Here is a 12,586-nt window from a genome sequence, read left to right on the forward strand (position 1 = left end):
AGCAATGTTCCTGCGCTGGCCGCGATTGGAACCGAAGAGCAAGCGGAGGTGAGGCAACTAGTCGCGGCCTAAAAAGTTAGAATGAATCCCTCACCAATTAGGTTACGCTACGCAATTTCCCCGGACATCGGGGCACGGCCCAACGGTCAAATTCGGCCGCTTCAACGGAACGCCGAGCCGTTTGGAGACGCAAGTGTCACAGGAAGAGAAGAGGTTAGAAGCCGCATGGTCGCAGTATTTCAACATGATCCGCGAGCAGTTCCCTTACTCCAAGTGGAAGGACGTGAGGATTTCCAAGGGCGCCGTCGTGGACTGGGGCCGCGTAGAGTTCACGGAGCTCCTTTCCCGAGGCGAAGAGCCTCCCCCGGAATTCGTTCCCGAGGATTTCAATTGGCAATGGCGGCACCTGAGGCGGCGTTGCGAAGCCTTGCGGGACTGCGTTATTGCCGAGATCCATTTCACGCATGGACGCCCCGTGCAGGTCGTCTATGCCAAAGAAAACGGGAGGATGAGCAATCCCGCCGATTGCGTCAGGTTCCCGTTGATCGGGCAACAGCAGAACGCCCAGGAGGTGATGATGGCGGCAGTATAGTCGTCGAACGAACGTAAATCGTAAATCCCTTCGGGGATAAATTCCACCCGCAGCCGACCGAAAAAATCGGACGCCAAAGGTGATCGAGGAGATCATTTATGGTACCGAACATCGGTCAAATAAGTAGCGTCGTCGTTGCCGTACCCGTCGCGGAATCCGTCGTCGCAACCCTCCCGGAGCCCGTTGAGCCCGTGGCGGAAGCCTGGGAGATACGCCTCGTGAAAGCCGCCGCGGCGCGGCTGGGCCGGAGCTTCCCGCAGAAGCCGCGCCACAAGGTCATCGAGGAACTTCTCGATGGTCTGATGGAGGAGAAACAATCCCGCCAGCTCCAAAACCTCAATCACTGGCCTGAGCATGGCCCGAGGTTTCTTGAAGCCCTTGCCCAGCGCTGGCGGGTTCAAGAAGCGGCGCGGCTCGAAAGAATCCCGGCGGTTCTCGCCGCGAAGCATGAGGGCGCGCTTAAGCTGGCCTTCGCGATAACGGACAACCTTCCCGACGCCGATGAGGCGGTCGCTCAGTCCGACTTCGAGTTCCTGACCGACGCGGTCAAGGAAGACTTCTACCCTCTGGCGGTCAAAAGGAACTCCCTGGACATTGTCAGGGACCGCGAAGGGCATGGGGTGGTGCCCTTGGAGGGAGCCTTCGATGGATCGGATGACGGCGGCGAGGAGACGGTGGATATCCTCCTACACCGCCTTCAAAGCGAGCCCGTCGCGGCGGGCTCCGACGGGAAAGACCCTCTGAGGATTCTGCTTGACCGCAAGTCCAGGCACCTCGCGCGCACCCAGCGCTCGAAAGCGAAAAAAAAGGCCGCGACTGATGGAAAGCATCGCTGGGTCAAGCAGAAACTCTGGGGGCAAAAATTGGGAATCGGGGCGAAAATCGGTAACGATTCGCCTCGCTCGTCCGATTACTAAGTGAGGGGCAATTGCGGGCAGCCTGGTAGCCAGTCAGCGAGACTCGGGGAGCGCGAATCATCCCCACCTGCCCAGCAATCCCAAGGAGGGAGTAGAGAGTGGCAAGCGTAGCGGAGAAGAAAGGCGGCGAGCAGATTCAAGTGGGACAACCGGGGACGGCGTCCAGGTTCCGGCACCACAGCCGTAGGCATCCGATCGGCATCATGGGGCGATATTTCACGGATGAGGAGGGCCGGTTCTGCTACCGGGACGGCGGCGAACCGGTGCTTCAAGAGCGGCGTCTGCCCCCTACGCCGCACCGCCGGGTGATGACGTTCAGCGCGCTTTGGGCGCTTGGACCCGCTGCCTTGGAGTCGTGCGAGGCCCTGCTGCTTCCCGATGAGTTCATCAAGCTCGTGGAGGCCGTCTCAGGACATTCGGTGGATAGGCAAACCCTCCAGTTCTACAGCTCACCGCGAGGCCGTCTGATTCCTCCGCCGAACTACCGGTTTCGCCACCGATCTCACTATCTGCATCCCGAGCACACCTACGTCACCGCGGTCGTCCTGCACCTTCGGAGGCGCTATTTCTTTCCGGTCAGCCTGGCGCGGGAAGTCGTCCGGGCTGTCTCGCCGAAGCATTACGACCTGATCCTGAGGGATGCGCTCAATGCGGAGGAGATTCGTCTGCTGGCATCCTCCGGCACGCCAAGGATTACCCCTGAGGCGCTCATGTCCAGGCGCATCTTGCGACCTTTGTGGGCTCCTGAAGCGGTGGACAAGGGCGGGCTCTCGGGAGCTTTGGGTGGGTTGGGGATTCTTGGCGGCGTGAAGAATTTCTGCGGCCGCGCGCGGGGAAGGCGCCGCATAAAAGGGAACAACCGGGCGCCGGGGCGCTCGCAAAAGGAGAAAACCAGACATGGCTAACGACATGACGGCGGTGGAGGAGGACGGCGGGTTGGGTCACCTGGAGGACGGGGAACCCGGACAGTCTGGCCGGCCGGAAGGCCGGAAGTCGAAGGCCGCGACCTACATCAAGCTCCAGACTTATCAGCCGCTCAAGGAGGCCGTGACGCTCGATGAGATCCGGCTCAAATACATGAAGCAGGGCGTGGACGTGAGCCGCAGCCGGCTGATCTCCGAGGCGATCAAGCTGCTGGCGCAGGCCGTCTCGGAGGGCAAATTTGAGCTCAGGGGGTAGCTGCTACACGCTTCTGTCGCCGCTTCTGTCGTTGCAGAAGCGTGGTGAAAACACTGAAACCATGAAATCATCTGGATTTCACTGCCAAATTTAGTCCACCTCTTTGGCGCCGGGGGCGCCAAATCCTCCTGACCACACCCCCACTACGATAGTGAGAATTTGGGTTGGGGTGGTGGTGTGGTCAGGAGGTCGGTGGACTGGAAGGCAGTGAAATAGGAAAAAAAAGAGGACTGATTGTGATTGAGATACAGATTTTTAGGAACGGAAAAAAGATGAAGGTGGAGGTAGGAATAAGGACTTTAGGGATTCTGAGATCTCTGGAAAAGTGGGGAATCATGGGGTTGGCTCAGATGGAAGGGCTGCTGTTCTGCAACGGTTTGGATACGACGGCGAGGGTTGATTTGTTCTTCAACTCGAAGTTCCGGGACGAGTATCGGGGGGCCAGTTACAAGGCTGTCAGGTACCTTGAGGAATTGGGTCTGGTAACGGTCAACCACTATACGAACATGCCTCGGATTTACACCCTGACTACGGCGGGGCACCAAGCCCTAAGGGGGCTGGACCTGTCTTTATTGCCGGAGTTCCGGGCCTCTTTGGCCGATTCTTTGGTCAAGCACGAACTGCTGGTCACCGGGATCGGCTTGGTCTTGAGCGAGCTTCTCGGCTTGTCCGTCTCGACCGAGTTTGAACGGCAGGTGTTCAGCCAGGGGGCCGCGCGGAGCGCGGCTGCGGGCGACATTCCCATGCCGGACCTTTGGATTTCTGAGCCGGGAAAACCCAAGGTCATAGAGGTGGAAAGGACGCAGAAGTCACGCGAGCGTTACCGCAAAACCTGGGCGTCGTACCGGCACGATCTTCCGCCCGCGACGGTCGTGCTTTACATCACCTCCTTCCCCAACGGGCCAAGGCTCATCCTCGCCAGGGCGCGAAAACTGATGGCCGACTTCATCTACGTGTGCAGCCTGGAGGACTTCAAAGCCAGCTTGGGGCGCGGCCCTTATGTGGGCTATCGCGGCGGCGAGATCGTGCTGGGCCAGCCCCAAGGGACGAATCCCCAGCGCGTCGCGCCAGCAAGCCTCCCAGCCCGCCAGGACGCCTCGGCCGGGGGGAGTCTTCCCGTCGCGCCGTTCGCTCCGCCTCCCCAATCCATCCGGATCGGGGAGCTCATCCGGCCGAGGGGCCGGCCGGATCAGTTCGCTGCGCCGCTGGCGATTCGTCCCTTCCCCCGCCCCCATCCTCCGACTCCTTCCCCGGCCCCGGAAGGAGAGGAACTGCTGAACGGAGACCCGCGATGAGCCAAGTCCTCTTCCTATTAATGATGGCGGTGATGGCGGCAAGCCTGGTCCTGTTGGGGCTGGGCTACAAGAAGACGGGCGCCGCCGTCTTCGCGAAGGCGGCCTTCATCTTCCTGGCCTTCCTGCCGTGGCGGACGGTGGATCTCCTGGTCCGGGACAACGCCCGGTTCCGGAAATGGGCCGTTCCCCGGATGGGCGCGGTCCGCCGCGGCTGGTACTCCGCCTCGGGAGCCTTCAGCCTGGCGGTCGGCCTCTGCATCGCGCTGCGGAAATCCAAGCAAGGCCGCCGGTCGGAGTGGGACGAGCCGAAAGACCAGCGCGGTTTGGACAAGGCGCTTGAGAAACATCTGGATCGCGGGGCCGAGAAAGCCGGCACGTTCATGGGCATGGCGGCCGGGGGGCGGTCCGTTTTTCTCACGCCGGTTTCCCGCGAGCGGCACATGCAGATCGTGGGGCCGACGCGCTCCGGGAAATCCCAGTTCCTCTTCGCCTTGAGCGCCCAGGACATGCGCCAGGGCATGCCGGTTTTCTTCATGGAAGCCAAGGGCGACCATTCCGATTTCGACCAATTCCACGCCCTGGCGGACCGCTGCGGCCGTGGCTCGGCGGTGCGCTACTTCAATCCCCAGGACCCGCGCTCCCACACGTTCAACCCAATCCGCCCCGTCCCTGGGCAGGATGCCACGGCGCTCGCCAACCAACTGGCGCGGGTCCTGGGACGGGAGCCCAAGTCGTCCGGCGAGGGGAAGGACTACTACCTTCAGGTGGACTACGCCAAGATCCAGAACATGGCGGAGATCTTCTGGAAATCCGGCCTTCAGTTCACCTTCCGGGACTGCTTCTACTACTTCAGCCGCTCCGAGTGCCGGGAGAAGGCGTTTCGAGCCTGCAACGATGAGGCCTTGGTCGCGATGGCGCGGCAGGAGTTCGAGCAGAATCCGGACACCACGGCCCTGACCTCGGCGATAAGACCCTGGACCACCGGGGTATTGGGCGATCTCCTTAATACTTATTCGCCCCAGATCAAGCTGGAGGACATTTTCAACGATAAGCAGCTTGCCTACTTCGCCATACCGATAGGGCACCTTCAGGTCCTCGCCAACCCCCTCGGCCGGATGCTGATCTCGGGCCTCCTGTCGGTGGCGACCTGGCGGCAGCAGGCCCGGGTCAAGCCCGGCCCGGCCTCGGTGATCCTGGATGAGTTTGCAGAATTCGCGACGCCGGCTTTCAAGTCTTTCATCCAGACGGTGGGCTCGGCGCGGTTCTGGACCATTCTCTCCCATCAGGACCTGGGCCAGCTCAGGAATATCGAAGGGATGGACGCCGACGCCTTCGAGTCCGCGGTGTTCAACAACACGTCCGGCTGCAAGGTGTGCTTCCGGACCCCGGACCCGGAGGACGCCGAATTCTGGTCCTCCATGCTGGGCACCTATTCGACTTTCGACGACACCGAGCGCGTTCAGAAGAGCTTCCTCGGAACCCGCGGGACCGGAGAGATGTCCCGCCGCAAGGTGGAGCACTTCAAGGTTCACCCCAATACCCTCAAGAATCTCAAGCCGGGGAGCGCGCTCGTGTTCGCTCCGGGCCACGAAGACACCATGGCTCGGACCGCGCGGGTCTTCAAACTGGCGGGCGGCCGGACGCCGGAACTGGAAGCCGTGATGCCTGAAACCGAGGAAGGCCTGGACCTGGCCTCGGCGGCCAAGCCCAGCCAGAAGACCGCCGTCGTCAACGAGAGAGGCCTCCGATCATGAGATACGCCGCGCTTGCAGTCCTGCTGTCTTCCACGGTTTTCCCTGCGGAGCTGTTTGCGGGCGCCTACTTCCAACAAGCCTCCTTCCCGGTCGCTTATGCCTCGGTGGCTGGGACGGACAGCGATTCGCTCGGAAACCTATACGTCTTGGGGAGGCCGGCGGGAGGGGCAAGCTACCAGGTCTCCGGCTTCCAGACTCCCGGGATGTCGGCCCTTTTCTCTTTCGATACCGGCGTCTCCTCGCCTATCGCCTTCGCGGTCGAGGGCTCCGGGATCATCGACATCCTGGACGCATCCTCGACCACCGTCACGTTGAAGCGTTTCCAGAATACCGGAGCGTTCGTGGGTCAGGTTTCCTACCCGCTCATGGCCAGCATTTACGACAACCCCAAGACCGTATTTTCGGCCGCCATAGATAAGGTGAACGGCCTGGTGTATCTGGCGTACCAGCAGTGGAGAAGCTATTTGTGCCTGCAATGCCTCGGTTGCGGCTGCCCTCCCAGCGGCTATAAGGGCTACATCAGCCAGTACGATTTTTCAGGGAGTCTCCTGCTGACGGTAACGATGCCCGGCGTCAGCGCGACCTACAGCTCGTGCTATACGCCGTCTTCCCTTGCCACGGACCCCCAAGGGGATATCTTCGTCGCGGACAACGTCTGCCAGCAGCTCTTCAAATATTCCAAGGCCGGCAGCCTCTTGAGCACCTTCTCGCCGCCGAGCTGGACCTCCAACTACTACGTCACGGTCCGGGGGATGTGGTCCGACGCGCAGTCCAACCTGTATATCAGCCAGCCGGTGTGCGGCCCGAGCGGATGCCAGGCGGGCGTCGTGAAGCTGGATGGCATGGGCAATGTCCAGAGCAAGTTGGCCGCGGACTCTCCGACGGGCTGCGCGTGGGATGACCGGATTCTTTATCTCAATTCCGCGGGCGCGACGCCTTTGCGGCGGTTTATTTTCAACGGCGTCCCATCCGTCCCCAGCGAGAGCGCCCCCATCGGGCCGGTGGTTCAGCATTCATCCTCCGCGGCTCTCTCCTGGCAGTCTTCGGGCGACCCGGACGGCGACCCGGTGACGTATTACGTCAGCCTCGGCGTCTCGCCGACGCAGCTTTCACCGATCGGCAATACCTCGCAGACGAGCTTCAACACGGCGCCGCTTACTTTCGAGGCGACGTATTACTGGCAAGTCGTGGCCATGGACTCCTATCAAGGCGTCCCGCTGCAACAACAATCCGCGCCCGTGGTCAGCGCCCGGCTGAGCCTTCAGAATTCCGCGCCGGGGGCGTTCGGCGTCGTTTCGGGGACCGGCACGGTCCTCACGCGGGCCGCTACGGCGCCGTTATCTTGGCAGACGGCGACGGACCCGGACGGCGATCCCGTGCTCTATGACGTATTCTGGAGGCCCGCCTCGCAAGCCACGGCCGCGGTGATCGCAACGATACCGCAGAACTCCGCGCAAGTCAGCGGCCTTTCCTTCGGCGCGACTTATTATTGGTCCGTCAAGGCGAGGGACGTTTACAACGCCTCGCGGCTCATGGCGGGCGGGGTCGAGCAGCCCTACAACTTGGTGTTTAAGAACTCGCCGCCGCCAGCGCCGCCCATTACGAGCGGGACCGGGATTTCGCAGCAGCACACGCTCTCTCCCCAGGCCAACCTGGCGTGGGCCGGGGTCACGGACCCGGACGGCGATCCCGTGGCCTACCATCTTCATGTCGGGACCAATCCCGCCGCCCTCGCGGCGGTTCAGGACGGGGCCCCTACATCCTTTCCCCTGCCCGGCCCGCTTTTCGGCACGACGTATTACTGGCAGGTGGCGGCCTCCGACCCCTACGGCGGGGCCAGCACGAGCCCGATTCAAAACCTGCTCCTCGTCCTTCAAGACAACCCGCCGACGCCGGTCGTTTACCTGACCACGGCGACTTCTTGGAGCCAGCATGCCGCGTCGCCAAACGTCGCCCTGCGCTGGGCCGCCTCCAACGATCCCGACGGAGATCCGGTTTCGTATCTCCTTGAAATTCAGACGGGCACCGAAGCCTGGCCCTCGATTCCAATGGGAGCCGCAACCAGCATAACGGTGAACCCGCTTTTCGAGACGACCTACTACTGGCGCGTGACGGCCTCCGACCCCTACGGCGGGGCTTCCACGGGGTCGTGGATGAACTTCGCGGTCCATCTCGCGAACCGGCCGCCCAATCCCATCGTCTATTCGACGCCGAATACGCTCGTCACGCGGGCGACCAGCTCCATCCTAAGCTGGCAGGACGCCGGCGATCCCGACGGCGACCCCACGAGCTATAGCCTGTCGCTCTCGACCGATCCTTCGGCGCAATTCGCAGTCCAGCAGGGAACAGCCACGGCTTACAACCTGGGGTTTCAATTCGGGACCACCTATTACTGGTCCGTCTCCGCGACCGACAGTTTCGGGGGGCGCACGGATGGCCCTCTGCAAAGTTTCCTTCCCGTCTTCAAGAACTCGCCGCCGCTTTCCTTTTCGATCCTCACCGGAGCGGGCGTCCTCTCCACGAGGAATGCTTCGCAGCTCCTGTCCTGGCAGGCCACGACGGACCCTGATGGGGATGGGGTGGCCTACGACCTCTCCCTTTCGAGCGACCCCAATACCATGCCGATTGTTCAGAGCTCCACGGCCGCGAGCTACAGCCTGCCGTTCCAGTTCGGGACGACCTATTATTGGCAGGTCACGGCCCGCGATGTCTTCGGCGCGGCGACATCGCCCGGGCTTCAAACTTTCCTGCCCGTTTTTCGGAATTCACCTCCAACCGTTCCGGTCAACCAATCGAAGGCCGGCACCGTCCTCTATCACGGTTTCGCTCCAGCGCAATCCTTCTTCTGGCAACCTTCGACCGATCCGGACGGCGACCCCTTCGCCTATAGCTTCTATATAGGGACCGACGCGACGAATCTCTCGGTCTCGAGCCCGGTTCCCCTGGGCTTCACGGTCCCGAGTCTTTCCGTGAACACGGCCTACTACTACAAGATCGTGGCGACGGACAGTTATGGCGCCGCGTCGGCCTCTCCGGTCAACTGGGTCTATTACCAATTCTCCAACGCCGCGCCGCAGGCGTTCGATACCGTGGCCGCCACCGGGACATTCGTCACCCGCGATACGACGGCGGGCCTCGCCTGGACGCTATCGACGGACCCCTACGGCGATCCGGTCGCCTATCGGGTGTTCGCGGGCACCGCGGCGGCCTCGCTCGCGCCTTTGGGCGACACCACCCAGCCGAATTTCCTCCTATCCGGCCTCGGCTTCGGAACGACGTATTACTGGCGCGTGGAGGCCTACGACGGCTTGGGCGCGACTACGACGATCAACGGCGGGACCCAGAGCCTCCTCCACGTCTTCAGGATCGTCCCGCCAAGCCCCATAGTCTACCTGACCACCGCCGCGTCGTTCGGTCTGCACACGACCTCGCCAAGCGTGACCCTGAGCTGGTCGCCCTCCGCCAATGCGGACGCGGACCCGATCTCCTACCGCCTCGACCTTCAGGCGGGCGCCGGGAACCTGTCCTCGGTCGCGCTGGGCTCTGCGACGAACCTCGCGCTCGGCGTGCTATTCGAGACGACCTACTATTGGCGCGTGACGGCCTCGGACCCCTACGGCGGGGCCTCGACCGGCGCTTGGCTGAGCTTAGTGGCGCACTTCGCCAATCAACCGCCCGCGCCTTTCGCCGGCCTGTCCGGCTCCGGCAGCGTCTCGACTCGCGCGACCTCCCAGCTCCTCTCCTGGAAAAGTTCGACCGATCCCGATGGAGACGCCCTGACTTACGGCTTATTCCTGTCCACGAGTCCCGCTTTTCTGCCGGTCATACAGCAATCAACCTCGACCAGTTTCAACCTGGCGTTCGAGTATGGAACGACCTGCTACTGGCACGTCGAGGCCTACGACGGTTTTGGCGGCACGACATCCGTGACGGGCGGCGTGCAGACCTTCCTGCCTCTTTTCTTGAACGACCCGCCGGGCCAGCTCAACCTCGTCTCGCCTTTCAAGGGCTCCCCTGTGGTGAGCACCATGCGCAACAACGTCTTGGTGTCTTGGGGCCAGGTGACCACGCCCCAGGGCGACCCGATTACCTACACGGTCTACTTCGGAAATTCTCCCGACTCCATGGACGTGCTTACTCGCGTTACGCAGACGCTCGCCGCCAGCGGCCCAATACTCGCTTCGATGCCGGCGGCCGTCCGCCCGGCCTCTCAAGTGGAGCTGGAGGGCGATACGATCAAGCTGACCCTCTCCGGGCTCGACTACTACCGGCGCTACTATCTCCGCATCGTGGCGACAAACCCCTACGGCGCGTCGAGCGCGACTTCGCTTCAGACCTTCGCCCTGAACCCGGAGAATGGCTTTCCCAAAGCCTACAACTATCCGAATCCCTTCAATCCCAATCGCGGCGGCACGCATATCGTCTTCAACGCCCCGTCGTCGGGCTATGCCAGCGCCAAGGTCTCGATCTACTCCGAGCTGCAGGACCTCCTGTTCGAGAAGGACTACGCGAACATCCCGCCCGGAATCAGCGAGTTCGTCTTCGACGGCCGGGACCGGAACGGCCGGTCTCTCTTCAACGGGAGCTACATCTGCCGGGTCCGCTTCACGGGGCCCGACGACAAGGAAATCTTCTACCTCCTGGTGGTGAAATAATGGGAATCCTCCTGCGCCTGCTCGCCTTATATCTCGGCGGCCTTCCGGTCTTCGCCCAAACCTCGGGAGCGACGCACCTGCTCTCGCGCGGGCCGGGAGCCGAGGCCGCGGCCCTGGGCAACTCGATCATCCCCACCGTCAACGACCCCGCGGCGCTTTACTGGAACCCGGCGGGCCTCGCGCACGCCGGGGGAGCGGTGATGGGCGAGCACCTGTTTCTCTATGACGGCGCGCGCTATGACTTTCTAGGGCTGAGCGTGCCGTCGCCGGTCGGCACCTTCGGCCTGGGCGCGCTGCAGCTCGACCGGGGTAATATCGTGGCCCGCAACGCCATAGACGATCCGGGGACGAAGGTCTCAAACAGCCAGTCGGACTATCTGCTGGGCTTCGCGCGGCGGCTGGGGGAGCATTTCTCCGCGGGCGGGACGGCCAATCTCCTCAACTTCAACCTGGCCGGCTATCACGACATGTCCTTCGGCCTCGACCTCGGAGGGCAAGCCCGCTACCCGGGAGACGACCTCTGGGCGCTCAAGCAGACTCTCTGGTCTTTCGGGGCCGTGCTCAAGAACCTCTTGCCTCCGAGCCTCAAGCTCTTGAACGGCAAGGACACCCTCCCGCGCGAGCTGCGCGGCGGCCTGAGCCTGTCCTTCAATACTCTTTCGCGGGCTTCCTTGGATTCCGGCGTCATCCGAAGCGACCGGACCTCGGTCTCTCTATCGTTCAAGAAGGTCGCGGGAGAGCCGGGGCTTCATCCGGGCGTCGGCCTGAGCTACGCCCTGGAGAAATTGCTCGTGGTCCGGCTCGGCTACGACCAGGGCATTTCCGGCGGCATCGGCCTCCACACCTCCGACGGGAAGTTCGCCGTGGACTACGCGCTTGAGAACAAGCCGTTGTCCATGAACCACCGCTTCACGGTGTCCTACAGGTTTCTCAAGGCCGCGGCCTCCGCCAACGCGCCGTCCCAACAAGAGGTGGACGAGGATTATGCAAAGGCCCTGGCCCGCGCCCAATCGCTCTCCGAGGAGCACTACCTCAAGGGCCGGGCCTACTTCAAGGATGAGAATTACGACAAGGCCATCGGGCCGCTCCAACTCGCGTCCCTTCTTGATCCTGAGAATAAAGAGAAGGCCGATGCCCATAGGCGCGCGGTGGAAGTGAATAACCGGGAACGGCTTCGGAAGCTTTCGGATGTGGATGCCGTGGCTCCCGGAACCGAGATCAACGTCTATAAGGACTTGGCCGCGGCGCTGGATTTGCGGCCCGCCAACCGGACGGCGTTGATCGAGATCATGAAGAAATTGCCGGGGCGGATGAAGCCACAGGATTTCGAGACGATCTCCCAAGCCGCCGTTGAGCAAAGACGTGCCGAGATTCTCCGTCTAAAGACTGTCGGCCTTACGTCCGACGCCCTTTATCTCATCGAGAATCTCGAGGTCGGCCAAAGCGCCGCGTCCGCCGGCGCCATCGCTCTGCTTAAGGAACAGGTCCTGTCCGCAGGCGGGACCGCGCGGGCGTACCTGGAGGTCCGGGCCGAGGACGCGCGGCGATCCGGCAATTACGGCCAGGCTCTCCGCGCATTGACGGCCATTCAGCGGGCTTATCCAGACGACCGCGAGCTCGCCGGCAAAGTCGAGTCAGGGAGGCGCGAGGTCGTATCGAGGGTTTCACTGACTTTACGGGAGCGGCTCTATCTGCGCAGGCTGTATTTCCTGGCGGCCGTCCGCTATGCCAACCACAACCCGGAGGCCGCGCGGGATCTCCTGGAGGAGATACTCCGCCGCAACGCGGCCGATCCGGACGCGAACGCCCTGGAAGAGGCGATGATTCGCAACAAGACGACGGAGGAATAAAAAGTGAGTGAGGAGGTAGGCATGAGAAAGAAAATGGGAAGGGCGCTGGCGGGATTGGGGATGCTGGCCTGGGCCGGGCAGGCCCACGCCTACGGAAACGAAGGGGCGCTGACCAGCTTCCTGGACCAGTCCGCCAACTGGCTGGTGACGATCCTGGGGCCGGGCATCTTCGTGATCGGGGTCATCATGGTGGGCATCAGCCTGTCGATCGGCGACCAGGACGCAATGCGCAAGGGCGGCTACGTGATCGGGGGCGGGGCGCTGATCTTCCTATCCCAGGCCGTGGTGGCGCTGTTGAAGCGCCTGGCGGGCGGGTTCTGAGCGCGCTGCGCGGGGCGGCGTTC

9 protein-coding genes are annotated in these 12,586 nt (G+C 62.8%); all 9 read left to right on the plus strand.

Going from position 1 to position 12,586, the window contains the following annotated elements; genetic code table 11:
• The first annotated feature begins 193 nt into the window (after positions 1–193).
• The 9 genes from HY921_12085 (at position 194) to HY921_12125 (ending at position 12,563) form a co-directional block, all read left to right on the plus strand.
• Positions 194–592 (plus strand): hypothetical protein, encoded by a 399-nt coding sequence (locus tag HY921_12085; GenBank protein MBI5631608.1) that lies wholly within the window; start codon positions 194–196, stop codon positions 590–592.
• Between the two features lie 98 nt (positions 593–690).
• Positions 691–1,509, plus strand: coding sequence for a hypothetical protein (locus HY921_12090; GenBank protein ID MBI5631609.1), 819 nt, complete (start codon positions 691–693; stop codon positions 1,507–1,509).
• Between the two features lie 98 nt (positions 1,510–1,607).
• Entirely contained in the window at positions 1,608–2,414 is an 807-nt protein-coding gene (locus HY921_12095) for a hypothetical protein (GenBank protein MBI5631610.1), read from the plus strand.
• Positions 2,407–2,688: a hypothetical protein gene (locus HY921_12100; protein MBI5631611.1), complete on the plus strand. Its 282-nt coding sequence runs from the start codon at positions 2,407–2,409 to the stop codon at positions 2,686–2,688. Before HY921_12095 ends, HY921_12100 begins: the two co-directional genes overlap by 8 nt.
• Positions 2,689–2,924: 236 nt before the next feature.
• Positions 2,925–3,983, plus strand: a complete 1,059-nt coding sequence (locus HY921_12105) for a hypothetical protein (protein MBI5631612.1) — start codon at positions 2,925–2,927, stop codon at positions 3,981–3,983.
• A complete protein-coding gene (locus HY921_12110; GenBank protein ID MBI5631613.1) occupies positions 3,980–5,737 on the plus strand; it encodes a TraM recognition domain-containing protein in 1,758 nt (585 codons plus the stop codon). Before HY921_12105 ends, HY921_12110 begins: the two co-directional genes overlap by 4 nt.
• Positions 5,734–10,392, plus strand: a complete 4,659-nt coding sequence (locus tag HY921_12115) for a hypothetical protein (GenBank protein MBI5631614.1) — start codon at positions 5,734–5,736, stop codon at positions 10,390–10,392. Before HY921_12110 ends, HY921_12115 begins: the two co-directional genes overlap by 4 nt.
• Positions 10,392–12,242 (plus strand): hypothetical protein, encoded by a 1,851-nt coding sequence (locus HY921_12120; GenBank protein ID MBI5631615.1) that lies wholly within the window; start codon positions 10,392–10,394, stop codon positions 12,240–12,242. Before HY921_12115 ends, HY921_12120 begins: the two co-directional genes overlap by 1 nt.
• Positions 12,243–12,263: 21 nt before the next feature.
• A complete protein-coding gene (locus HY921_12125; GenBank protein MBI5631616.1) occupies positions 12,264–12,563 on the plus strand; it encodes a TrbC/VirB2 family protein in 300 nt (99 codons plus the stop codon).
• Positions 12,564–12,586 lie beyond the last annotated feature (23 nt).

This window comes from Elusimicrobiota bacterium, from assembly GCA_016218575.1.
Lineage (GTDB): Bacteria > Elusimicrobiota > Elusimicrobia > UBA1565 > UBA9628 > JACRDN01.